We start from the raw sequence: 23,898 nt of genomic DNA, 5'->3' as shown, positions 1-23,898 counted from the left end.
TTATTCATGTCTCGGACGTTTGCCAAGAGCAATTCCGGAACTGCGTTATTTTTGAGCGCCATGCTGGAATTCAGGCTTTTGGTCCTATAGTTCTGCGCCTGTCAATCCAAAACGAATTACGGGTCGGGGACGACAAAGCCATGACAATCGGTCCCAAGACAATCGGTATCGTCATCGTCGCCGCGGGCCGCGGGGAACGTGCCGGTTCCCCTGAAGACGGCCCCAAACAGTATCGGCGGATCGGGAGCAAGCCGGTCATCGCCCATACGCTGGAGCGGTTTCTGACCTGGCCCCGCAGCGGCCCGATCGTCGTCGTCATCCATCCCGACGACGAGGCGTTGTTCGCGGCGGCAACCGTCGGCGTCAAGGGAGCGGCCGGGCTGATCACCACGTTCGGCGGGGAAACAAGGCAGCGCTCGGTCTATGAAGGCCTGCGCGCCCTTTCCGGCACCGCGGCGACCCACGTGATGATCCACGATGCGGCGCGGCCCTTTATCGACCACGGCGTGCTTGAGCGGGTGGCGCGGGCGCTCGACGAGGGGCAGGACGGCGTTCTGCCGGCCGTTCCGGTCAGCGACACGCTGAAGCGCGGCGGTTCCGACGGACTGGTGCACGAAACCGTACCGCGCGCCGGGCTTTATGCCGCGCAGACGCCGCAGAGCTTTGTTCTCTCCGAAATCCGCACCGCCCATGAAAAGGCTGCGGCACTGCGCCGCGAGGATTTCACCGACGACGCCTCGATCGCCGAATGGGCCGGCCTGCCGGTGACGCTGGTGGAAGGATCGATCGACAATATCAAACTCACCGTGAAGCGGGATATCGCCATGGCCGACGAAAAGCTCTCGCAGACCCGGTCTTCGACCACCCTCCCCGATGTTCGCACCGGCAACGGTTACGACGTGCACCAGCTGGAGCCCGGCGACGGCGTGACGCTCTGCGGCGTGTTCATTCCACACGACCAGAAGCTCAGCGGCCATTCGGATGCGGATGTCGCGCTGCATGCCCTGACCGATGCGCTGCTCGCGACCTGCGGCGCCGGCGATATCGGCGACCATTTTCCGCCGTCCGACATGCAGTGGCGCGGTGCGCCGTCAAAGATCTTCCTCGACCATGCGGCGAAGATCGTCCGCGAGCATGGCGGCACGATCATGAACGCCGACATCTCGCTGATCGCCGAAGCGCCGAAGATCGCCCCGCACCGCCAGGCGATGCGCGAAACCCTCTCCGCGATTCTCGGCATTGCGATCGACCGCTGCTCTGTCAAAGCGACCACCAACGAGAAGATCGGCTTCATCGGCCGCCGCGAAGGCATCGCCGCGATCGCCACGGCGACCGTCGTTTACCGCGGAGACGCCGCGTGAGCCTGTTTCCCTCCGACATCGAGGACCAGGCCCGACAGATCGTTGCCGATTTCACGGCGCGCGGGAAAATGGTCGCAACCGCCGAATCCTGCACGGGTGGGCTGATCGCCGGGGCGCTGACGGAGATCTCAGGTTCGTCGGCCGTCGTCGACCGCGGTTTCGTCACCTATACGAACCAGGCGAAGATGGACATGCTCGGGGTGGCGGACGCGACGCTCACGACGCATGGCGCGGTGTCGAAGGAAACGGCGCTGCAGATGGTGCATGGTGCGCTTTATCGCTCGCAGGCGAGCGTCGCGGTTGCGGTGACCGGCATTGCCGGTCCCGGCGGCGGATCGGCGGAAAAGCCGGTCGGCCTGGTGCATCTGGCTGCGAAAAGCCGTTCGGGGAAAATCCTGCACCGGGAAATGCGGTACGGCGATATCGGCCGCACGGAGGTCAGGCTTGCGACGGTGCGCACTGCGCTCGCGATGCTGGCCGAGGTGGCCGCTCAGGCGTAGATCTTGTCGGCCCGGGTCTCGAAGGCTTCGGCGAACATGCGGAAAGCGCGGTCGAACATCGAGCCCATCAGGGCGCCGAGGATCATGCTCTTGAACTCGTAATCGATGTAGAAATGCACGATGCACCCGTCTGGGCCGGCATTCGGGGAACCGCCCGCTACCGGCTCGAAGCTCCAGCGGTTGTCGAGGTATTTAAACGGCCCCTCGATATATTTCACGTCGATGATCCGCTCGGCCGGGTTGAGCAGGACCTGGGTGGTGAAGGTTTCCCGGATCGCCTTGTAGCCGACCGTCATGTCGGCCACGAGAAGCGTCTTGCCGTCGCGCTCCTTGGAGGAACGTACGGTCAGCGCTTCGCAGAGCGGCAGGAATTGCGGATATTTTTCGACATCGGCAACGAGCGCGTACATCTTTTCAGCGCTGTGCTTGACGGGACGGCGGATTTCAAACTTTGGCATGTTCCCGAGTTAAGCGTCCGCTCCGATAAGATCAAGAAGATCGCGCATCTCGGATCTCGATTTCAACATCAGAACCGACTTTCCGGCCGCGTGCGATGCCAACCCCGCAAGCACGCGCGGACCATAAAGCGGTCGGCACCGAGAATCTTGTCTGCCGCCTCGGCAATTCCCACGTAGTGGATCGCATTCACGCCGGATTCCATATCCATCATGCTCTCTCCCGTGAATCAGGCTTTCAGTATCGTGACTGGCGGTAACTTCCGATGACGACAGGAGGATTTCAATGTCAAACAGACGGCGCTATAGAGATCGCCGAATGCGATTGTGACAGAGCTTTGACACGGACGTCTGAGGGACCGGTTCAACCACCGGTCATTTGTTGATGTCAGATGGCATTCAGATTAATAAGATTTAATGTAGCATCCATCCGGTTGTAGTGATCCAGAGTCGCAAGCTTGCGTACATTTGGTATAATCAACCGACAGCAGACCGGGCGCAGCCGAAAGAGGCATCCATGGACGATTTCTCGCAGATGATAAAGCTGCTCGAATCCGCAAAGCAGCTTGCAGACATGAACCAGCTCCCCATGCTCGTCTATCTCATTGAAATGGCTAAGGCCGAAGCGCGCGGCCACAGGTTCACGCTGCGCGAACGAAGACGCGGCCAGGACAAAAGCGAAAAGATCCAGGCGGCCGAATAAGAGCCCGGAACCGGCTGCCGCCCTACTCGGCGGCGGCCAGGACCTTCCTCTCGCGCGCAGCCCTGAGGCGAGCGAAATCGTCGCCGGCGTGATGCGAAGACCGGGTCAGCGGGCTGGACGACACCATCAGGAAACCCTTGGAATAGGCCACAGTCTCGTAGGACTTGAACTCCTCCGGCGTGACGAAGCTTTCTACCTTGTGGTGCTTTCGGGTCGGCTGCAGATACTGGCCGATCGTCAGGAAATCGACGTCGGCGGTGCGCAGATCGTCCATCAGCTGCAGCACTTCGTTGCGCTCCTCGCCGAGCCCCACCATGATGCCGGACTTGGTGAACATGGTCGGATCCAGCTCCTTCACCCGCTGCAGCAGCCGGACGGAGTGGAAATAGCGGGCGCCGGGGCGCACCGTCAGATAGTTGCCCGGCACGGTTTCCATATTATGGTTGAACACGTCCGGCTTGGCGGCGACGACGCGCTCCAGCGCACCGGGCTTTTTCAGGAAGTCGGGCGTCAGGATCTCGATCGTCGTTGCCGGCGACGCGGCTCGGATCGCCCAGATCACCTTCTCGAAATGCTCGGCGCCGCCGTCTGCGAGGTCATCGCGGTCGACGGAGGTGATGACCACATGGGAGAGACCCATCTGCTTGACGGCCTTGGCGACGTTTTCGGGCTCTTCCATATCGAGCGCGTTCGGCTTGCCGGTCGCCACGTTGCAGAAGGCGCAGGCGCGGGTGCAGATCTCACCCATGATCATGAAGGTGGCGTGCTTCTTGTCCCAGCACTCGCCGATATTGGGGCAGCCCGCTTCCTCGCAGACCGTCACCAGCTTGTTTTCCTTCACGATCGCGCGGGTTTCCTGATAACCCTTGGAAACCGGGGCACGAACGCGGATCCATTCCGGCTTGCGCATGATCTCGGTATCGGGACGATGCGCCTTTTCCGGATGACGGACGCGCTTTTCATCGCCGGATGCGATCGTGTCGAGAATGGTGACCATAGATACCTGCTTTCAACCGCTTGGAGCGCGGCTACCGTCAGCGCCTGACGAGTTTGGCGATAAATAGCAAAATGCAGGAGCCGATGAAACCCGCAACCAGGTAACCCAGCCATCCGTCTGCAACATGGATGTTGAACCTGTTGAAGATGCCATTGGCGAGCACCGCGCCGACAATGCCGATGACGATGTTCATGAAAATGCCGAAGCGGACATCCATCAGCTTGCCGGCGAGCCAACCCGCCAGGCCGCCGATGATGATCGCCGCAATCCAACCTACACCCATGAGAACCCCCGTTTCGAAAACTCAAATATGGTAATGGCCTGATCCAGAATCCAGATATCCGAATCTTGCCTACGAGATATGCCGCTTACCCCCTCACTTGCAATTTCTGAAACTTAGCTACGCTAAGATTTCGAAATTGCTTTCTCTCCCGCAAGGGGAGAGATAGGCATGCCGCGCCGCCTCAGCGCTACCTCTCCCCTTGCGGGAGAGGTTACAAAATCAAGATCTTAGCTTCAGCTAAGTCTTAAATTTTGTTGGCGAGGGGATATCCCTGGCCTCTACTTCCCTCACGCATTCAACGCCCGGCCATACGCATCCAGCACGCTTTCCTTCATCGTCTCGGAAATGGTCGGATGCGGGAAGATCGTGTGCATCAGCTCCTCTTCCGTCGTCTCGAGGTTCATGGCGACGACGAAGCCCTGGATCAGTTCGGTGACTTCGGCACCGACCATGTGGGCGCCGATCAGTTCGCCAGTCTTCTTGTCGAAGATGGTCTTGACGAGGCCCTGGTCCTCGCCGAGCGCGATCGCCTTGCCGTTGGCGACGAACGGGAAACGGCCGACGCGGATGTCGCGGCCCTGCTCCTTCGCCTTGGCTTCAGTGAGGCCGACAGAGGCGACCTGCGGATGGCAATAGGTGCAGCCGGGGATTTTCAGCTTGTCCATCGGATGCACGTTCGGCAGGCCGGCGATCTTCTCTACGCAGATGACCGCTTCGTGTTCAGCCTTGTGGGCGAGCAGCGGCGGGCCGGCGACGTCGCCGATCGCATAGAGGCCGGGCACGTTGGTCTTGCCGTAACCGTCGATGACGATGAAGCCGCGGTCAGTCTTCACGCCCAAGGTTTCGAGGCCGATGCCTTCGACATTGGCCTGGACGCCGACGGCCGAGATCATCCGGTCGGCGGTGATCTCTTGCGTCTTGCCGTCCTTCAGCTCGATCGTCGCGGTGACCGAGTTGGCGCCCTTCACGACCTTGGCAACCTTGGCTTCGAGCAGGATCTTCATGCCCTGGCGCTCGAACTGCTTCTTGGCAAGCGCCGAGATGTCCGCGTCCTCGACCGGCATGACCTGGCTCATGATCTCGACGACGGTGACCTCGACGCCCATGGTGCGGTAGAAGCTGGCGAACTCGATGCCGATCGCGCCTGACCCCATGACCAGCAGAGACTTCGGCATCTCTTCCGGCTTCATCGCCTCGAAATAGGTCCAGATCAGCTTGCCATCCGGCTCGATGCCCGGCAGCGCGCGCGGACGGGCGCCTGTCGCAATGATGATGTGCTTGGCGGTATAGGTGCCCTCGCCCAGCGTATTCTTCGGGATCGGGCCGATCGGTTCGACCGGCTTCTTGGTGGTCTTGGAAACGACGACCTCACCGGGCTTCGAAAGCTTCGCCTCGCCCCAGATGATATCGACCTTGTTCTTCTTGAATAGGAAACCGACGCCGTTGTTCATGCGGTGGGCGATGCCGCGCGAGCGGTCGACGATCGCCTTGACGTCCGGCTTGATCGTGCCTTCCAGCGTCAGGCCGTAGTCCTTCGCATGGCTCGCGGTGTGCATGACGTCGGCCGAACGCAACAGCGCCTTGGTCGGAATGCAACCCCAGTTGGAGCAGATGCCGGCGAGGTGCTCGCGCTCGACGACGGCGACCTTCAACCCGAGCTGGGATGCCCGGATGGCGGCGATGTAGCCGCCCGGACCGGAACCGATAACGATGACGTCGTAGGATTGAGCCATTGCTTTCCTGCCTTCTCATTGGGGGGCCAGCTCCAAGCGGCCCGCCTCGGGAAATCTTGTTCTACAGCCCCAGCATCATCCGGACGACGGGCTCGAGGCCGCGTCCGATGGCTCGGGTATTTTCTGCATCGAGATGCACGCCGTCGATCGGCGTCGTTTTCGCTACCGATCCCGCATCAAAGAAACCGCAGCCCAGTTCGTCCGCGAGGTCCCGATAGAGCGATGCAAGCATCGAAGACTGCTCGATGCCTCCCCGAAACAGCGCTCCGGTCATCGGGTTTGCGGTCTCGCAGAGCGTCGGCGGCGACACGATGAGGATTTCCGGCGTGTCGCATTCCCGCCCCCAGTCGTGGAAGCGCACGAGGCTGACCAGTTTCTTCACGCCCTGCCGCGCGCCCATGGCCGTGCCGTGGATGATCGGCTTCAGGTCATTGGTGCCGAGCATGAGGATGACCAGCTCGAGAGGACCATGGCTATGAAGGACTGTCGGCAGCAGCCGCGCGCCATTGCGATCGCAATCGGCAAGCCCGTCGTCATAGGCGGTGGTACGACCGCCGAGACCCTCAGCAACCACATTGACCGCCGGAGCGAGCGCTGCCTGCAGCACGCTCGGCCAGCGATCCTCGAAAGCATGGCGGCCGCCGGTTGCGACATCCGTACCCCAGGTCAATGAATCGCCATAGCACAGAACGGTTTTCATGGACGCACCACGCATTCCCCTCCCCCTTGGGGACACCCTCCCCGCAAGGGGGAGGGAAAGACCAGACTAGACCAGCATCGCCATCGGATTTTCGATGTAGCGCTTGAAGGCGGACGCGAGTTCCGCACCGAGCGCGCCGTCGATGACGCGGTGGTCGAAGGCGAAGGTTGCGGTCATGACCGTGCCGACCTTGATCTCGCCGTTCTTCACGATCGGCTTCTCGACGCCTGCGCCGATCGAGACGATCGAAGCCTGCGGCAGGTTGACGATCGAGGTGAAGTTGGAGACGCCGAACATGCCGAGGTTGGACACGGATGTCGTGCCGCCCTGGTATTCTTCCGGTTTCAGCTTCTTGTCGCGGGCGCGCCTGGCGAGATCCTTCACCTCGTTGGAGATGGCGGAGAGCGTCTTCGTTTCGGCCTTGCGGACGATCGGGGTGATCAGGCCGTCCGGGATGGATACGGCCACGCCGACGTCTGCATGCTTGTGCAGCACGCGGGCCGTCGAGGTCCAGGAAGCATTCGCCATCGGGACATCGCGCAGCGCGAGCGCCATCGCCTTGATGATGAAGTCGTTGACCGACAGCTTGAAGGCCGGAACCTCGCCCTTGTCGGTCTTCTTCATCGGCGAAGACTTGTTGATCTCGGCGCGCAGCTTCATCAGCGCGTCGAGCTCGCAATCCATCGAGACGAAGTAGGACGGAACCGTCTGGCTCGACTCGGTGAGGCGCGAGGCGATCGTCTTGCGCATGCCGTCATGCGGAAGAAGCTCGTACGAACCCTCGGGGAAGAGCTTGAGGACGGTATCGTCCGACGGCCCCTTGGCGATCGCCGGTGCGGCAGCAGCCTGTGCAGCGGCAGCCGGTGCAGGCTTGGCACCACCGGAAGCGACAGCCCTTTCGATATCGGCCTTGACGACACGGCCGTGCGGGCCGGAACCCGACACGGCGGAAAGGTCGAGGCCGGCTTCCTTGGCGAGGCGACGGGCGAGCGGCGAAGAAAAGGGCCTTGCACCGCCCGAAGACGCCGGAGCCGGTGCTGCGGCTGAAGGAGCCGGTTCGGACGCCTTTTGAGCCGGAGCGGCTTCCGCCTTCGGGGCGGGTGCAGCTTCGGCCTTCGGAGCCGGAGAAGCGCCACCGCCCGAAGAGGCGGCAGCCGAGACATCCTCGCCGTCGGCGGCGAGGATGGCGATCAGGGCGTTGACCTTGACGCCTTCGGTACCGGCCGCAACGACGAGCTTGGCAACTGTGCCCTCATCGACGGATTCGACTTCCATGGTCGCCTTGTCGGTCTCGATCTCGGCGAGCACGTCGCCGGACTTGACCTTGTCGCCTTCCTTGACCAGCCACTTGGAAAGATTGCCCTCTTCCATGGTCGGAGACAGGGCAGGCATGGTGATGTTGATTGGCATCGAAACATCCTCCCCTTATCTGTAGCAGACGGTTTTCACCGCCTGGACGACTTCGCCGACATTCGGCAGCGCCAGCTTTTCGAGATTGGCCGCATAAGGCATCGGAACGTCCTTGCCGGCGATCGTCAGGATCGGCGCATCGAGATAGTCGAAGGCCTGCTGCATGACGCGGGTGGCGATTTCCGTACCGATCGAGTTCTGCGGATAACCCTCCTCGACAGTGACGAGGCGGCCGGTCTTCTTGACCGACTCGATGACGGTCGGAAGGTCCATCGGGCGCAGCGTGCGCAGATCGATCAACTCGACGTCGATGCCTTCCTTTTCCAGTTCGGCGACCGCCTTCACGGCATAGGTCATGCCGATGCCGAAGGAAACGATGGTGACGTCGTTACCCTTGCGGTGGATGCGCGCCTTGCCGATCGGAAGGACGAAATCGTCGAGCTTCGGCACTTCGAACTGGTGACCGTAGAGGATTTCGTTTTCCAGGAAGACGACCGGGTTCGGGTCGCGGATGGCGGCCTTCAGCAGGCCCTTGGCGTCGGCAGCCGTGTAGGGCATGACGACCTTGAGGCCCGGGATCTGGCTGTACCAGGTGGCATAGTCCTGGCTGTGCTGCGCGCCGACGCGGGCGGCAGCACCGTTCGGGCCACGGAACACGATCGGCGCACCCATCTGGCCGCCGGACATGTAAAGCGTCTTGGCGGCCGAGTTGATGATCTGGTCGATCGCCTGCATGGCGAAGTTGAAGGTCATGAACTCGACGATCGGCTTCAGGCCCGCCATGGCGGCACCGACGCCGACGCCGGCAAAGCCGTGTTCGGTGATCGGGGTATCGACCACGCGGCGGGGTCCGAATTCCTGCAGCAGGCCCTGGGTGATCTTGTAGGCGCCCTGGTATTCAGCGACTTCCTCACCCATGACGAAGACGTTCTCGTCGCGGCGCATTTCTTCGGCCATCGCATCGCGAAGCGCTTCGCGAACGGTGGTCATGACCATTTCGGTGCCGGCCGGGATATCCGGATCGGCGGCCGCCTCGGCCTTGGGCTGGGCCGGGACCTTGGCCGCGGCAGGCGTCTCTTCACTTGCTTCGCGGGCCTTGCCGCCTGCGGCGTCGGACGTTGCAGCCGGCGTATCCGCGTCAGCCTTGGCAGGTGCCGCCGGCTTTTCCGCGCTCATCGCATCGGCGCTTTCGCCATCTTGCAGGAGCACGGCAATCTTGGTGTTGACCTTGACGTTTTCGGTGCCGGCGGCGATCAGCAGCTTGCCGATCACGCCTTCATCGACGGCTTCCACTTCCATGGTCGCCTTGTCGGTCTCGATTTCAGCGATGACATCGCCGGACGTGACCTTGTCGCCTTCTTGCTTCAGCCATTTGGAAAGCGTGCCTTCCTCCATGGTCGGAGAAAGCGCGGGCATCAGGATATCGATTGGCATTGGGTTCCCTCCCCGCGATCAGAGCAGAATGTCGGTGTAGAGCTCGGACGGATCCGGCTCCGGATCGGCCTGGGCGAAATCGGCGCTATCCGAAACGACGTCGCGGATATCCTTGTCGATCGCCTTCAGCTCGTCCTCGGTGGCCCAGCCCTTTTCGATGAGGCGCAGGCGCACCTGCTCGATCGGATCGTGCTCGGAGCGCATCTTCTGCACTTCGTCCTTGGAGCGATATTTCGCCGGGTCGGACATGGAGTGGCCGCGATAACGGTAGGTGAGCATTTCGAGAATGATCGGGCCCTTGCCGGAGCGGCAGTGCTCGAGCGCCTCGTCGCCGGCGGCCTTCACGGCGCGAACGTCCATGCCGTCGACCTGGATTCCGGGGATGCCGAAGCCGGAACCACGCAGCGAGTAGTTCGACTGCGCCGTCGCACGCGCCGTCGAGGTGCCCATCGCATAACGGTTGTTCTCGACGATATAGACGATCGGCAGCTTCCAGAGGGCCGCCATGTTGAAGCTCTCGTAGACTTGCCCCTGGTTGGCCGCGCCATCGCCGAAATAGGCGACCGAGACGCTGTCATTACCACGATACCTGTTGGCGAAGGCGAGGCCGGTTCCGAGCGAAACCTGGGCGCCGACGATGCCGTGGCCGCCGTAGAAATGCTTCTCCTTGGAGAACATGTGCATCGAGCCGCCCTTCCCTCGGGAATAGCCGCCCTTGCGTCCAGTGAGCTCCGCCATGACGCCACGCGCGCTCATGCCGGTTGCCAGCATATGCCCATGGTCGCGATAGGCGGTGATAACCTGGTCACCCTCCTGCTGCGCCATCTGCATGCCGACGACGACAGCTTCCTGGCCGATATAGAGGTGACAGAAACCACCGATGAAGCCCATGCCGTAGAGCTGGCCGGCCTTTTCCTCGAAACGGCGGATCATCAGCATTTCACGATAGGCGTGAAGATCCTGATCCTTGCCGAAATCCGGGGTGTTCTTGCCCGTAAACTCCTTGGCGGAGGCTTTCGAGGCCGATTTGATTGCAGACTTTGCCGCTGGTTTGCGGCCGGATACAGACGCGGTCTTGGTCGGCGCCATTCATCCCTCCCTTTGAGTTCTGCGTTGAGAGCGAGATTACGCCCTGACGTGTATCGCCAGATTCCCACTCTGGTGTCGGGCGTACCATAGGCAAGAAAAGCTGCCCCAGCAATGCCATAAATGCATGGCTCACATTCCGCACAACCTATTGAATAGGTTACAGAAATGTAAAATTAACCGAAATCGGGTTAATTTAGAAGTAGTTGTTGAAGATGACGATTTCGTCGCCGCGGGAAATATTCAGCTGATAGCGGGCGATCTCGTCCAGCATGTCCTTGTCGAGCGAACCGTCGCTCATCAGCTGAACCTGCCGCTCCAGCGTTTCGCGCCGGGCGGTCAGCTTGGCGAGTTCGCCCGCACGCGCCTGCCGCTGACGCTCGAATTCCTCCGTGGCGATCAGGCCTAGATCGCCATGGATGGAATGATAGCCGAAGTAGGACAGAAACGCGACTGTGATGGCGGGAAGGACAAAACGGCCGAATTTTCTTTTCTTATGATGCTTTGTCCACATGCCGCTCTAACGCCTTGTCACGCTTACGGGATCTCAAATCAGATCCGAAACAGAGCTTCAAATTCGCAGAACTTGCTTAAGCAATCGTTGACCAGAATCATGACGCGAAAAAGCCCGCGCTTTTGGCGCGGGCCTTCATGGCAAATATCGGATCGAAAAGCCTTAGGCTTTCAGGATGCCGCGGCCGGCATAAACGGCCTGCGGACCCAGCATTTCCTCGATGCGGATAAGCTGGTTGTACTTGGCAAGCCGGTCGGAGCGCGACAGCGAGCCGGTCTTGATCTGTCCGCAATTGGTGGCGACAGCGAGATCGGCGATCGTCGAGTCTTCGGTTTCACCCGAGCGGTGCGACATGACGGCGGTGTAGGCCGCCTTGTGGGCCGTCTCGACGGCATCGAGCGTTTCCGACAGCGAGCCGATCTGGTTGACCTTGACGAGGATGGAGTTGGCGACGCCCATCTTGATGCCGTCGCGCAGGCGGGCCGAATTGGTGACGAACAGGTCGTCGCCGACCAGCTGGCACTTGGCGCCGATCTTGTCGGTCAGGTACTTCCAGCCGGCCCAATCGTCTTCAGCCATGCCGTCTTCGATCGAAATGATCGGGTACTTGGCTGCAAGCTCGGCCAGGTAATCGGCCATGGCTTCCGGCTCGAGCGTGCGGCCCTCGCCTTCCATTTCGTACTTGCCGTTCTTGAAGAATTCGGTCGAGGCGCAATCGAGCGCCAGGCAGACGTCGTCGCCCGGCGTGTAACCGGCCTTCTCGACCGATTTCATGATGAAGTCGAGGGCTTCCGACGCGCTCTTCAGGCCCGGTGCGAAACCGCCTTCGTCGCCGACATTGGTATTGTGGCCCTGGGCCGCAAGTTCCTTCTTGAGAACGTGGAAGATCTCCGAGCCCATGCGCACGGCGTCCTTCAGCGTATCGGCGCCAACCGGCATGACCATGAATTCCTGGAAGTCGATCGGGTTGTCGGCATGGGCGCCGCCGTTGATGATGTTCATCATCGGCACCGGCAGGACATGGGCATTGGGGCCGCCGACATAACGGTAGAGCGGCAGGCCCGACGTCTCGGCAGCAGCCTTGGCGACGGCGAGCGAGACACCGAGGATGGCGTTCGCGCCGAGGCGCGACTTGTTCGGCGTGCCGTCGAGCGCGATCATCGTCTTGTCGATATGGATCTGGCTTTCGGCATCGAAACCGCCGATCGCATCGAAGATCTCGGTGTTGACGGCTTCGACCGCCTTTTCGACGCCCTTGCCGTGATAGCGCTTGCCGCCGTCACGCAGTTCAACGGCTTCGTGCGCGCCTGTGGAGGCGCCCGACGGAACGGCCGCACGGCCCATCGAACCGTCTTCCAGATAGACATCGACCTCGACGGTCGGATTGCCGCGGCTGTCGAGAATTTCGCGGGCGATGATATCGGTGATGGCGGTCAAGGGTCTCTCCCTGGGTTTGGACTTGACGTCACGAGGTCACTGAAAATGTCTCATAATCAATGACACGAAAATTACAATCGAAGCAGTTTGCGCGCTTTTTGTGGGCGGGCTCAAGCCGCCTTGGCGATGGCATCGAGCGCGAGCAGCTTTTCGAGCAGCCGCGGCATGTCCTTCAGATGCACCATGTTGGGGCCGTCCGAGGGCGCATTGTCCGGGTCCTCGTGGGTTTCCAGAAAGACGCCGGCGACACCGACCGCGACGGCTGCGCGCGCCAGCACCGGCACCATGGTGCGGTCGCCACCGGTCGAAGCGCCCTGCCCGCCCGGCTGCTGCACCGAATGCGTCGCATCAAAGATGACCGGAGCGCCGAGCGACGCCATGATCGGCAGCGAGCGCATGTCGGAGACCAGCGTGTTGTAGCCGAAGGAAGCACCGCGCTCGCAGAGCAGCACGTTCGGATTGCCGCTCTGGGTGAACTTGGCAAGCACGTTCTTCATGTCCCATGGGGCCAGGAACTGGCCCTTCTTGACGTTGATGACGCGGCCGGTCTTGGCGGCTGCGACAAGCAGGTCCGTCTGGCGGGAGAGGAAAGCCGGGATCTGCAGGATGTCGACCGTCTCGGCAACGACGGCGCATTGCTCTTCCGTGTGAATGTCGGTCAGGACCGGAAAGCCGAACTCCTTCTTGAGGTCGGCAAAGATCTCCATGGCGGTTTCGAGCCCGATGCCGCGCTTGCCGGAAATCGACGTGCGGTTGGCCTTGTCGTAGGAGGATTTGTAGACGAGGCCGATACCGAGCTTGCCGCAGACTTCCTTCAGGGCGCCTGCCATCATGAAGGCGTGGTCGCGGCTTTCCATCTGGCAGGGGCCGGCGATCAGCGACAGTTTTGCGTCCTGCGCGAAAACCACCTTGCCGTCTCCCTCGCCGACGGAGACGCTGGAATTTGCGGTAACTTCCATGAACCTATTCCTCGAAGCCGAACAAAACACCCTGGCCGGGCGCCGCCGAGACGAGAACACGGCCCTCCCGGCGGACGAATGCGACGTCATTAGCAGCAAGGGTGATCTCTGTCACGGCAAGATCGGCCGTCTTGAAGATGATCACCCGGCCGCGCAGCCCCTCGGCACCCGGCGTCGGCGGCAGGGCGAATTCCGCCTCGAGTTCGTGATCCTGCAGGATGCGAATGTGGGCATTTGCCGCCGCAAGCTCGAGCGAAGCAGCCTCTGGCTTCGCCTTCGTCATCAGCACCAGCTCGGCCAGGGGTGCGAAATCGGAGGGCGCCGATGCCGACAGAATGATCTTGCTCAGCCCCATGACCGCATTGGAATGGTGCTCCAGTTCGCCGCGATCGGCCGGCAGGGGATTGATCCGCTGGCAGGAAAACATCAGGAAGTCGGGCGCCCGGTCATCACCCGCAAAAGCCAGCCGGAAGCTTGCCTGGATTTCGGAACCGTCGGCCAAGGTCATTCCGCGGGAAAATTCCAGCACGTCGCCTGCCGAGATGCCACGCATCTTGAAACGCGCGTGATCGGCCATCGCGTCGCGCGTCGCGACAACGAGCGCCGAGAAGCCCTGCCTGTCACGTGCCTTGCGGAAGGCCAGATCGCGTGCGGTAAAAACGTTGCCGCGTTTGGCGGCAGCGCTTGCATGACGCCGATTGGCAATAGCCAGCGGCTCCAGATAGCTGCCATCCGAGAAGAACACACAAGCATTGGCTGTGCCGAAAGGATGAAAAGCGTCGGGCGCAACTGTAAAACCAAGCTTCGTGAGCCGGGAACGCGCAGCGGTAAGTCCCGCCACCGGCAGCACGAGATGATCGATTGGTCTTGCGTTCACGCGAGGGCCCCCGGAATTGGAATCGCAAAGCTAGTTTGGCAGCGGGCTCGCGCCGCGCAAGTGGTGTGGCTCGAGATATCTGGTACGCATCTATGAAGAAAAAATCATCATACTTCACAGAAATTTAGGGACTTGCAGAACACATATGGAACATATAGTGTCCGTTCTGGATTTGTTTCCGACTCTGAGGGTGCCAAAAGATGCTCACGCGCAAACAACAGGAATTGCTTCTGTTCATTCACGAACGCATGAAGGAATCCGGCATCCCGCCGTCATTCGATGAAATGAAGGATGCTCTCGACCTCGCGTCCAAGTCCGGCATCCACCGCCTGATCACCGCGCTCGAGGAGCGCGGCTTCATCCGCCGCCTGCCGAACCGGGCCCGGGCGCTCGAAGTCATCAAGCTGCCGGAAGCCTACTCGCCGAGCATGCAGCCGCGGCGTGGTTTTTCGCCCAGCGTCATCGAGGGCAGCCTCGGCAAACCGCAGCCGGTCGCGGCGCCTCAGAAACCTGCCGCCAACGACGATTCGCCGAACGCCACGACAGTTCCGGTCATGGGCCGCATCGCTGCCGGCGTGCCGATCTCGGCGATCCAGAACAACACGCACGACATCGCCGTGCCGGCCGAGATGCTCGGTTCCGGCGAACATTATGCGCTCGAGGTCAAGGGCGATTCGATGATCGAGGCCGGCATTCTCGACGGCGATACCGTGATCATCCGCAACAGCAATACGGCCAATCCGGGCGATATCGTCGTGGCGCTGGTGGACGACGAGGAAGCGACGCTGAAGCGCTTCCGCCGCCGCGGCGCCTCCATCGCCCTCGAAGCCGCCAACCCAGCCTACGAAACCCGCATCTTTGGGCCGGACCGGGTGAAGATCCAGGGCAAGCTCGTCGGCCTCATCCGCCGGTATCACTGATCATCTGCCGGAGCGGTTCCGGCAATGAACTATCGAAACCCTGGCTTCGCCAATCATAGTGGCGGTGCCGGCTCCAGGGACGGTCTGCGCCCGCCATGGCGGCACGGATCTGCCAGCGCCGAATGTCGGTCGCGCCGTTGAGGGAAATCTCCAGGGCACCCGCCTTGCGAAGCGTGGCGCCATTAATCATCAGGGCGCCGGACCGGCATTGGTCGAAGCGGGCGCGCGGCGCAATGACAAGACTGGCGGCGTCGCAGGCGGCACCCGCATAACGGCCGTCCTCGACAGCGATAACGATGCCCTTGCCCGTGCTTGCCGCACACCAGGCCGTCGGCTCGCAGGTGAAGCGGCCGACGGGCGCCTGTTTTATCCTCGACTTTGCCGTTTCCAGTTGCTGCGGGGTCAGTTCGCGGCGCTCGTTGGTTTTCTCGCCGGGCTGCTTGTCGTCGGGGGGCTTGTCCCTGGATGGCGACATTTCAGGCTTGGTGGGATCGCCGAGCAGAAGCGCCCTCTTCCATTGGCCGTAGACAAAGTCGGGCGGGCGGGCGCGATTGGTGGTCACCCCTTCCCCGTCTACAAGTGCGACCATCGTCCCGTCTTCCGAGATCAGTATATCCGGCAGCGGCATCGACCGCTCATGCCAGGAAAGCAGCAGAGCGGTCACCATCAGCGGCAGGCCTATCAGTCTCAGTCTCGTCCTCATGAGCGTCAGCAGCAGGAAACCTGCCGTCGACACGGTCAGGAACCAGGGATGCTGTCGCCCTATGCCGACATCGCCGCCCCAGGCGGCGACGTGTTTGGCGATGGCGATCACCCATCCCAGGCCGATGCCCATGAGCTTCATGAAGGGCGCATCGAGGCCGAACGGCATCAGCAGCATGCCGGCCAGCCCCGCCGGCATGACCACAAAGGAGATGATCGGCATGGCGGCGAGGTTGGCGGCAAGGCCGTAGGTGGCGATACGGTGGAAATGCTCGACCGAGAACATGGCGGTCGAGATGCCGCCGATCAGCGAGGTCACGAAGATGCCGGCCGCGAAATTCCAGGATGCCAGCACCGGCGTCACCACAGGGTGACGGAATGGCAGAGGTTCGGGATCGCGGCGTTCTGCCCTGTGTTTCCAGAGTGCGTAGCCGGCGACAAGGGCGGCGGTGGCGGCAAACGACATCTGGAAGCTCGGCCCCAATATTTCCGAGGGCGACATGGCGATGATGACCAGGGCAGACAGCGCCACATTGCGCAGGCTGATCGATGGCCGATCGAAAAGCACCGCGACCAGCATGATCGCCATCATGATATAGGCCCGCTCGGCGGAAACGCCGAAACCGGAGATCAGGTAATAGGCCGTCGCCATCATCAGGGCGCCGAGTGCGGCGATCTTCTTGACCGGATAGGCCTGGGCGAAGCCCGTGAAGACGGAAAGCACGGTGCGCACGCCGACAAAGAAGATGCCGGCGGCGAGCGCCATGTTGAGCCCGGAAATAGCGACGATATGGGCAAGGCCCGACAGTCGCAGCGCCTCGGTGGTGTCTTCGGAAATCGCCCGGCGCTCGTCGGTGACGATCGCCGCGGCAAAGGCGCCGGGATCTCCGGGCACGGTCTTCCGGATACGGGTTGCGATTGCACTGCGCAGATCGAAAAGCTGGGTTTCGACGTTCGCAATCCAGCTCCGGGTTGAAGGGGAAGCAGCCTGCTTTTTCGGCGCCCCATAGAAAAATCCAACCGCGCCGATGCCGTCGTAATAGGAAGAGAAGGCAAAGTCGTTGAGGCCAGGCAGGGCGGGTCCCGACGGGGGTGAAATGCGGGCGCGGCCGCTGATCGTCTCGCCGGTTTGGGCCGGCTCATGGCGGGACCTTGCCAGCAGAGATACACGCTGCGGTGGGCGCCTGACTTGCGGATTGGAGGTCCGCTCAATGCGGACAATATAACGCCAGCGGCCCTGGGCGTCGCTCTCCCTGCGCTCGACCACGCCGGCAAGCTCGGTGGTCACCGGCGTATCGAGAATGACGGTGGAGCGCCTCCAGGTCTCCAACTGCGCCAGCATCATGCCTGCGAGAAAGAGTGCGAGAGCGAGCGGCAACAGGTGCGTGGCACCGGACCGGTAGCGCGAGACGATCACAAATATCGCGCAGACGCAAAAGAGAAGGAAATACGGCCAGAAAGCCGGGGTCTGCGGCAGCACAAACCAACAGGCGGCCCCTGCCCCGATGACAACAGGCAGAAAAAGGAAGCCATGGCCATGGACCGTCTCCTCCTCCAGCATGGCCGGGAGACGGCGCCGCAGCCGGTCAAGGCGTCGGATCGTCGAGCGTTGAAAGGACCCGCGTGACGTGTGAACCGGCGGGCTGCGTTCGATCGCGGGAAAAAGCTCGGCCAGGTCCCGGACCTTGACTGAGTCGGATGCGCCTCCGTTTATGCGGAGATCCGGCGGCCGGGATATCAGCTTCCCTGCCTCGGCACGCGTCGGAAATGCATTTTCCTCCGGCATGAAACGCTCTATTCGCCCCACCGCCAAACATGTGGCAATGCAACCTGCGCGCTTCCTCCCCGGCCGTCAACCGACGGTTAAATATCGGGAATTCCGAGGCGCAAAAAAGGCCTGCAACAGGAAGTTGGACATCCAAGCAAACGCCGCTGCCCAATAATTTTTCGCGCTGCACAAAATGCCGTCACGACAGCTTGGCATCAGCTTTCGGATCATATAGCTAAACTGTGGACGCTTAATTCTTGTGGCGCTTTTTGGGCGCCATGCCGCCAAAAGGTTGGAGGATCAGCATGACGGATACAAGCGCAAATCTGGTAATCGGTGACAGAAAAGTCGATCTGCCGGTCAAGTCGGGCACCATCGGTCCGGACGTGGTCGATATCGGCGCTCTTTACAAACACACCGGCACCTTCACCTACGACCCGGGCTTCACCTCGACGGCGTCTTGCGAATCCAAGATCACCTATATCGACGGCGACGCGGGCATCCTGCTGCATCGCGGTTATCCGATCGAACAGCTGGCCGAGCATGGCGACTTCCTGGAAACCTGCTATCTGCTGCTTTACGGGGAACTGCCTACCGCTGCGCAGAAGAAGGACTTCGACTATCGCGTGACCCATCACACGATGGTACACGAGCAGATGAGCCGCTTCTTCACCGGCTTCCGCCGCGACGCCCATCCCATGGCCGTCATGTGCGGCTGCGTCGGGGCGCTGTCGGCCTTCTATCACGACTCGACGGACATCACCGATCCGCACCAGCGCATGGTCGCTTCGCTGCGCATGATCGCCAAGATGCCGACGCTTGCCGCGATGGCCTACAAGTATCACATCGGCCAGCCCTTCGTTTATCCGCAGAACAACCTGGACTATGCGTCGAACTTCCTGCGCATGTGCTTTGCCGTTCCGTGCGAAGAGTATGTGGTCAACCCGGTGCTCTCGCGCGCCATGGACCGCATCTTCATCCTGCATGCCGACCACGAGCAGAACGCTTCGACCTCGACGGTCCGCCTCGCCGGTTCCTCGGGCGCCAACCCGTTCGCCTGCATCGCGGCCGGCATTGCCTGCCTCTGGGGCCCGGCCCACGGCGGCGCCAACGAAGCAGCGCTCAACATGCTGACGGAAATCGGCTCGGTCGACAAAATCCCGGAATACATCGCCCGCGCCAAGGACAAGAACGATCCGTTCCGCCTGATGGGCTTCGGTCACCGCGTCTACAAGAACTACGATCCGCGCGCCAAGATCATGCAGAAGACCACGCATGAAGTGCTCGGCGAACTCGGCCACAAGGACGATCCGCTCCTGCAGGTCGCGATGGAACTCGAGCGCATCGCGCTCACCGACGAGTATTTCATCGAGAAGAAGCTCTACCCGAATATCGACTTCTATTCGGGTATCACGCTGAAGGCGATGGGCTTCCCCACCACCATGTTCACCGTGCTCTTCGCTCTCGCCCGTACCGTCGGCTGGATCGCCCAGTGGGCCGAAATGATCGAAGATCCGCAGCAGCGCATCGGCCGCCCGCGTCAGCTCTATACTGGCGAAGCGCAGCGGGACTACATCCCGGTTTCCAAGCGTTAATCGCCAAGCGAACCCAACAAAAAACCCGGTCAGAGACGACCGGGCTTTTTTGTGTCCAGAACCTGGAGAACGATGCCGGCGGCCGCTTCGCCCGGTGGCACGGGCACCTGCAGGCGCTCCCAGGTGAGGTCGAAACCTTCGATCATGGCGCGACGCTGCATGGTGTCGGAAGACAAGCGCTCGGCCCAGCGGCAGAGGTTTGCCGATCGCACCACCTCGTTGACGTATTCCGGCACGACGACATAGTCGGCGATCAGGTTCGGCAGGGCGCCGGACCAGGTCTTGATGCGTTTTGCGAGCATGGTGATCAGCCAGTCGGTCTTGTAGGCCGAGACCACCGGAATTCCGGCCAGGCCGAGTTCGAGGATCACCGTTCCGGAGGCCGCAAGCGATGCATCGGCCTCAGCAAAGGCCGCCCATTTGCCGTCCGCATCGGCGGTGATCTCCGGCTTGACCTCGAAACCGGCGGCGATCTCGCGCACCAGCTTTTCCTGGCGTGGAACCGTCGGCAGCACAAAGCGGGTCGGCCCGTTGCGCACAACGAACTCGCGGGCCGCCTCGCCGAAGATCGGCAGCAGCGCCTTGATCTCCGCCGAACGGGAGCCCGGCAGAAGCATGATCGTCTTTTCTTCCCCTCGCTCCTTCACCGGGCGCCCGGCCCGGATGCCGCGGACCTTGAGGAGCGACGGATCGGCTGTCAGACGGTGGCCGACGAAGGTGGTTTCCGGCCCGCCGAGACGCTTCATGGCCTCAGGCTCGAACGGCAGCACAGCCAGGACATGATCGACATAGCCGAGCATCGCCTTGGCGCGATATTCCTTCCAGGCCCAGACGCTCGGGCAGACATAATCGACGATCGGCAGGTCCGGCAAAGCGGCGCGCACTTTCCTGGCGACGCGATGGGTGAAATCGGGGCTGTCTATGATGATCAGCACGTCAGGCTTGGCGGCAACGATCGCGGTCGCCGTCTGGTTGATCCGCTTGATCAGGTTCGGCAGGCGGGCGATCACCTGGGTCAGCCCCATGATCGACAGTTCGGAAAAGTCGAAGAGCGAGGTGAGGCCTTGTGCCTCCAACGCTTCGCCACCGACGCCGACGAGTTCGACCGGGCCGTCATGGGCTGCCTTCAAGGCCGCGATCAGATCGCCGCCGAGAAGATCGCCGGATACTTCGCCGGCTATGACGCCGACCTTCAAGGTCTTGACCATCACAATCCTCCTTGCGGCAGGCCGGGATCGATGCCGCAGACGAAAATACCGGCAGCATCCGCCGCGGCAATCATCTTCGCTTCTTCCAGCACCAAAGCGCGTCCCGCCTCCACGGCGATGCCGGCGAGACCGGCCTTGATGGCGTTTTCAATGGTCGACGGGCCGATCGTCGGCAGATCAGCGCGCATATCCTGCTGCGGTTTGCAGAGCTTGACGAGCACGCCCTTGCGGCGGGCGGAGATGCGGCCCTCGGCGCGCAATGCCGTCACCCGCTCCAGCATCCGGTCCGTGCCCTCGACGCCTTCCAAGGCCACGACACGTCCGCCGACGCTGACGGCGCCCTGGCCAATATCGAGCTCGCCGAGACGCTTGGCGGCTTCGGACGCCCGATCGATATCGCGGCGGTCATCCTCGGACGGCGCATGGGCGCCGAGCGGTCCGGTCTTTGCAAGCAGGCCGGGCACGATGTCGTGGGCGCCCAGCACCTCGCAGCCCATCGCCTCGATGAGCTTGATGACCATCTGGAGCACCGAATCGTCGCCGCCGGAAAGAAGCGTGCGGACAACCGAGGGGACTTTCAGGATCGTGCGGAAGGTCGGATGGATGTCGCGCCAGTCGGGCCTTCGGGCAACACCGCCCGACAGGATGACACGGGTGATGCCCTTGTCGCGAAACAGGCGTTCGATCGCCGAAAGATTGCCGACGCCGACGGAGACCGCTTCGAAACCGTCGAAGCCCTGATCGGATTCGTTTGCGAGCGCTACGATCAGAGGCGCTTCACCGGCAGCCTGGGCGGCTTTCGCCACATAGAGGGGCAAGAAGCCCTTCCCGGCGATGATTGCCAGCCGGCCCTTCGGCGCAAGGCTCGGGAGGCCGGCCATGTGGGATCAGCCCTTGCCGCGGAAGGTCGAGGAAATGGCACGATCGCTCTCGACCGCGATGAAATCGAGGATTTCCATCGCTTCCTTGCAATCGGCGTAGTCGTTGCGGATCGCCGCTGCGTTGGCGCGGATGTTACTCTCGCCCTCGAAGATCTGCTTGAAGGCGCGGCGGACGGTATGGATCGTCGCGCGCTCGACGCCGGCCCGGGTCATGCCGACCACGTTCAGGCCGCCGAGGACGCCCGGATTGCCGTTCAGCATGCCATAGGGAATGACGTCGTAATTGACGGCCGAAAGACCGCCGATAAAAGCCTGGCGGCCGATGCGGGTAAACTGATGCACGGCGCAGCCGCCGCCCAAGATCGCCCGGTCCGCCACGTGGACGTGGCCGGCCAGCATGACGTTGTTCGACATGATGATGTCGTTGCCGAGCTGACAGTCATGCGCGACGTGCGAATTGGCGAGGAACAGGCAGTTGTTGCCGACCACAGTCTTGCCGCCGCCGCCGACCGTGCCGCAGTTCATCGTCACGCCTTCGCGCATGACGCAATTGTCGCCGACCGTCAGCGTCGAATCCTCGCCCGCCTCATGAAGGCTCTGAGAAACACCGCCGATGATCGCCATCGGAAAGATACGGCAGTTGCGGCCGATCTCGGTGCGACCGCTCACCACGGCATGCGACAGCAGCTCGACGCCATCCTTCAGCACCACGCGCGGGCCGACATGCGAAAACGGGCCGACGACGACGTTCTCGCCGATGACGGCGCCGTCCTCGACCAATGCTAACGGATGGATGCGCGCGCTGGCTGCAATGCTGCTCATTCTTCTTCCTTGCGCCGGATCATTGCGCCGATATCGGCTTCGGCAACAAGTACGCCGTCCACCTTCGCGTCACAATGGAATTTCCAGATATTTCCGCGCTGTTTCTGCTTGGTAACGTGGAATTCGACCCGGTCGCCCGGCACGACCGGTTTGCGGAAGCGGGCATTGTCGATGGTCATGAAGTAGACGAGATTGCCGCCCTCGCCTTCTTTCCTGGCGCAGATGGCGCCGGCAGTCTGCGCCATGCCCTCGACCAGAAGCACGCCCGGCATGATCGGCTTCTCCGGGAAATGCCCGGTGAAATGCGGTTCATTGGCGGTGACGTTCTTGATGCCGATCGCGGAATTGTCGCCGTCGATCTCGACGATCTTATCGACCAGGAGAAAAGGATAGCGGTGCGGCAGCAGCTTCATGATTTCCTGAATATCGGCCGCGCCGAGCACCGGCTTGGTCTCATCAGTCATTCTTCTTCTCTCCTCTGCGTTTCGCCCGCTCATCCGAACGCATCAAGACTTCCGCGGTATCGCGGAGGAAATCCGGCATCGGGCGGGCGGGAATACCGCCATAACGCGCCCCGGCGGGAATATCTCCCACCACACCGCTCATCGCGGCAATCTGCACGCCGTCTCCAATCGAGATGTGTCCATTAATACCGGATGCGCCGCCGATCAATACACCGTCGCCTATCCGCGTCGAACCGGCTATGCCGGCGCCGCTGGCGATGCCGCAATGACGGCCGATGCGCACGTTGTGTGCCACCTGAACCTGGTTGTCGATCTTGGTGCCTTCGCCGATGACCGTATCGTCCATGGCGCCGCGGTCGACCGTCGTGTTGGCGCCGATCTCGACATTGTCCTGGATGATGACGCGGCCGATCTGGACGATCTTCAGCATGCCGCGCGGACCCGGAGCAAAACCAAAACCGTCCTGGCCGATGCGGACGCCATTGTGAATGATCACGCCGTTGCCGATGAGAGCAGCGACCACGCTCGCCCCCGCAGCGATCGTGCAATCGCGGCCGATCTTGACGTCGGCACCGATGATGGTTCCGGCGCCGATGCGGCTGCCGGTGCCGATCTCCGCCCGCGCGCCGATCACGGCCATGGGCTCGATCTCGACGCCGGGTTCGAGCCTGGCGGTCGGATCGACGAACGCGGCCGGCGAGATGCCCGGTGGAAACGAAGTGATCGGAGACGGCCGCATCGCGATCGGATGCAGGATGGCACCGGCCTGGGCAAACGCCGTGTGTGGCGTCTTGGTCAGCAGAACCGGGATATGGGCCGGAATGATCGAACGGATCGCGGGATCACAGATAATCGCGGAAGCCTTGCAGCTTTCCAATTCGTGACGGCTTTTCCGGGACAGGATATAACAAATCTCGCCCTCGCCGGCCCGCGCAACGGGTGCGACGGAACGGATCAGTCGATCGCCGGCGCTGCCATCAAGCAGTTCAGCCCCAAGAAGGGCGGCCAACTCGCGCAGGCTCACGCCATCATGGGGCGGAAAGAATTCATTGTGGTCCATAAAGCTAAAGCTCCAGAACAGATTTCCGC

Annotated in this window: 24 protein-coding genes; 5 read left to right on the top strand and 19 right to left on the bottom strand. The window is 62.0% G+C overall.

What is annotated here, in order from left to right; genetic code table 11:
• Window positions 1–140 precede the first annotated feature (140 nt).
• Window positions 141–1,361 (top strand): bifunctional 2-C-methyl-D-erythritol 4-phosphate cytidylyltransferase/2-C-methyl-D-erythritol 2,4-cyclodiphosphate synthase, encoded by a 1,221-nt coding sequence (locus C5J22_RS06790; protein ID WP_105437619.1) that lies wholly within the window; start codon window positions 141–143, stop codon window positions 1,359–1,361.
• Window positions 1,358–1,861 carry a CinA family protein gene (locus C5J22_RS06785; protein WP_105437618.1) on the top strand — a complete coding sequence of 168 codons (504 nt, stop codon included), beginning with the start codon at window positions 1,358–1,360 and terminating at the stop codon, window positions 1,859–1,861. Before C5J22_RS06790 ends, C5J22_RS06785 begins: the two co-directional genes overlap by 4 nt.
• Here the strand turns inward: C5J22_RS06785 and C5J22_RS06780 are convergent.
• Together C5J22_RS06780 and C5J22_RS31065 are read right to left on the bottom strand one after the other, a co-directional pair.
• The gene (locus C5J22_RS06780; RefSeq protein ID WP_105437617.1) at window positions 1,852–2,319 is read right to left on the bottom strand and encodes a type II toxin-antitoxin system RatA family toxin; all 468 of its coding nucleotides are present in this window, start codon (window positions 2,317–2,319) and stop codon (window positions 1,852–1,854) included. The genes C5J22_RS06785 and C5J22_RS06780 overlap by 10 nt on opposite strands.
• Before the next feature lie 68 nt (window positions 2,320–2,387).
• Window positions 2,388–2,531, bottom strand: a complete 144-nt coding sequence (locus C5J22_RS31065) for a hypothetical protein (protein ID WP_172746544.1) — start codon at window positions 2,529–2,531, stop codon at window positions 2,388–2,390.
• A gap of 302 nt (window positions 2,532–2,833) precedes the next feature.
• Between C5J22_RS31065 and C5J22_RS06775 the strand changes: the two genes are divergently transcribed.
• The gene (locus tag C5J22_RS06775; protein WP_037087239.1) at window positions 2,834–3,019 is read left to right on the top strand and encodes a hypothetical protein; all 186 of its coding nucleotides are present in this window, start codon (window positions 2,834–2,836) and stop codon (window positions 3,017–3,019) included.
• Between the two features lie 22 nt (window positions 3,020–3,041).
• On the opposite strand, the gene lipA is transcribed toward C5J22_RS06775, so the two are convergent.
• The 11 genes from lipA to C5J22_RS06720 form a co-directional block, all read right to left on the bottom strand.
• On the bottom strand, window positions 3,042–4,016 hold the full coding sequence (gene lipA / locus C5J22_RS06770) for a lipoyl synthase (protein WP_105437616.1): 975 nt from the start codon (window positions 4,014–4,016) through the stop codon (window positions 3,042–3,044).
• 37 nt (window positions 4,017–4,053) lie between these two features.
• Entirely contained in the window at window positions 4,054–4,299 is a 246-nt protein-coding gene (locus C5J22_RS06765) for a GlsB/YeaQ/YmgE family stress response membrane protein (RefSeq protein WP_046630581.1), read from the bottom strand.
• A gap of 287 nt (window positions 4,300–4,586) precedes the next feature.
• The gene (gene lpdA / locus C5J22_RS06760; protein ID WP_105437615.1) at window positions 4,587–6,032 is read right to left on the bottom strand and encodes a dihydrolipoyl dehydrogenase; all 1,446 of its coding nucleotides are present in this window, start codon (window positions 6,030–6,032) and stop codon (window positions 4,587–4,589) included.
• A gap of 61 nt (window positions 6,033–6,093) precedes the next feature.
• Window positions 6,094–6,732, bottom strand: a complete 639-nt coding sequence (locus C5J22_RS06755) for an SGNH/GDSL hydrolase family protein (RefSeq protein WP_105437614.1) — start codon at window positions 6,730–6,732, stop codon at window positions 6,094–6,096.
• A 66-nt stretch (window positions 6,733–6,798) separates the two neighbouring features.
• The gene (locus C5J22_RS06750; RefSeq protein ID WP_105437613.1) at window positions 6,799–8,142 is read right to left on the bottom strand and encodes a pyruvate dehydrogenase complex dihydrolipoamide acetyltransferase; all 1,344 of its coding nucleotides are present in this window, start codon (window positions 8,140–8,142) and stop codon (window positions 6,799–6,801) included.
• A gap of 15 nt (window positions 8,143–8,157) precedes the next feature.
• Window positions 8,158–9,576 (bottom strand): pyruvate dehydrogenase complex E1 component subunit beta, encoded by a 1,419-nt coding sequence (locus C5J22_RS06745; protein ID WP_105437612.1) that lies wholly within the window; start codon window positions 9,574–9,576, stop codon window positions 8,158–8,160.
• A gap of 18 nt (window positions 9,577–9,594) precedes the next feature.
• On the bottom strand, window positions 9,595–10,665 hold the full coding sequence (pdhA, locus tag C5J22_RS06740; protein WP_046669299.1) for a pyruvate dehydrogenase (acetyl-transferring) E1 component subunit alpha: 1,071 nt from the start codon (window positions 10,663–10,665) through the stop codon (window positions 9,595–9,597).
• Between the two features lie 193 nt (window positions 10,666–10,858).
• Window positions 10,859–11,176: a septum formation initiator family protein gene (locus C5J22_RS06735; protein WP_046669298.1), complete on the bottom strand. Its 318-nt coding sequence runs from the start codon at window positions 11,174–11,176 to the stop codon at window positions 10,859–10,861.
• A gap of 162 nt (window positions 11,177–11,338) precedes the next feature.
• Complete coding sequence (gene eno, locus C5J22_RS06730; protein ID WP_105437611.1) at window positions 11,339–12,613, bottom strand: phosphopyruvate hydratase; 1,275 nt, start codon at window positions 12,611–12,613, stop codon at window positions 11,339–11,341.
• Between the two features lie 110 nt (window positions 12,614–12,723).
• Window positions 12,724–13,572: a 3-deoxy-8-phosphooctulonate synthase gene (gene kdsA, locus C5J22_RS06725; protein WP_105437610.1), complete on the bottom strand. Its 849-nt coding sequence runs from the start codon at window positions 13,570–13,572 to the stop codon at window positions 12,724–12,726.
• Window positions 13,573–13,576: 4 nt separating this feature from the next.
• Window positions 13,577–14,449 carry a VOC family protein gene (locus tag C5J22_RS06720; RefSeq protein WP_105437609.1) on the bottom strand — a complete coding sequence of 291 codons (873 nt, stop codon included), beginning with the start codon at window positions 14,447–14,449 and terminating at the stop codon, window positions 13,577–13,579.
• Window positions 14,450–14,649: 200 nt separating this feature from the next.
• Here C5J22_RS06720 and lexA point away from each other — a divergent pair, with 200 nt between their 5' ends.
• Window positions 14,650–15,369 carry a transcriptional repressor LexA gene (gene lexA, locus C5J22_RS06715; RefSeq protein ID WP_105401256.1) on the top strand — a complete coding sequence of 240 codons (720 nt, stop codon included), beginning with the start codon at window positions 14,650–14,652 and terminating at the stop codon, window positions 15,367–15,369.
• Here the strand turns inward: lexA and C5J22_RS06710 are convergent.
• Window positions 15,350–17,551: a ComEC/Rec2 family competence protein gene (locus C5J22_RS06710; protein ID WP_245440307.1), complete on the bottom strand. Its 2,202-nt coding sequence runs from the start codon at window positions 17,549–17,551 to the stop codon at window positions 15,350–15,352. The genes lexA and C5J22_RS06710 overlap by 20 nt on opposite strands.
• Window positions 17,552–18,144: 593 nt before the next feature.
• Between C5J22_RS06710 and gltA the strand changes: the two genes are divergently transcribed.
• The gene (gltA, locus tag C5J22_RS06705) at window positions 18,145–19,434 is read left to right on the top strand and encodes a citrate synthase (RefSeq protein WP_046637704.1); all 1,290 of its coding nucleotides are present in this window, start codon (window positions 18,145–18,147) and stop codon (window positions 19,432–19,434) included.
• A gap of 29 nt (window positions 19,435–19,463) precedes the next feature.
• Here gltA and lpxB read toward each other — a convergent pair whose 3' ends face one another.
• The 5 genes from lpxB to lpxD are packed head-to-tail and all read right to left on the bottom strand — an operon-like array spanning window position 19,464 to window position 23,869.
• Window positions 19,464–20,642: a lipid-A-disaccharide synthase gene (gene lpxB / locus C5J22_RS06700; RefSeq protein ID WP_105437607.1), complete on the bottom strand. Its 1,179-nt coding sequence runs from the start codon at window positions 20,640–20,642 to the stop codon at window positions 19,464–19,466.
• Window positions 20,642–21,523 (bottom strand): LpxI family protein, encoded by an 882-nt coding sequence (locus C5J22_RS06695; RefSeq protein WP_105437606.1) that lies wholly within the window; start codon window positions 21,521–21,523, stop codon window positions 20,642–20,644. Before C5J22_RS06695 ends, lpxB begins: the two co-directional genes overlap by 1 nt.
• A gap of 6 nt (window positions 21,524–21,529) precedes the next feature.
• Complete coding sequence (lpxA, locus tag C5J22_RS06690; RefSeq protein WP_105425080.1) at window positions 21,530–22,345, bottom strand: acyl-ACP--UDP-N-acetylglucosamine O-acyltransferase; 816 nt, start codon at window positions 22,343–22,345, stop codon at window positions 21,530–21,532.
• Window positions 22,342–22,809, bottom strand: coding sequence for a 3-hydroxyacyl-ACP dehydratase FabZ (gene fabZ / locus C5J22_RS06685; RefSeq protein WP_046637708.1), 468 nt, complete (start codon window positions 22,807–22,809; stop codon window positions 22,342–22,344). Before fabZ ends, lpxA begins: the two co-directional genes overlap by 4 nt.
• Window positions 22,802–23,869 (bottom strand): UDP-3-O-(3-hydroxymyristoyl)glucosamine N-acyltransferase, encoded by a 1,068-nt coding sequence (lpxD, locus tag C5J22_RS06680; RefSeq protein WP_105437605.1) that lies wholly within the window; start codon window positions 23,867–23,869, stop codon window positions 22,802–22,804. Before lpxD ends, fabZ begins: the two co-directional genes overlap by 8 nt.
• Between the last annotated feature and the right edge of the window lie 29 nt (window positions 23,870–23,898).

The organism is Neorhizobium sp. T25_13, assembly GCF_002968675.1.
Lineage (GTDB): Bacteria > Pseudomonadota > Alphaproteobacteria > Rhizobiales > Rhizobiaceae > Neorhizobium > Neorhizobium tomejilense.
The sequence above is the reverse complement of the archived record's forward strand: the minus strand, read 5'-3'. Positions and strand labels throughout refer to the sequence as shown.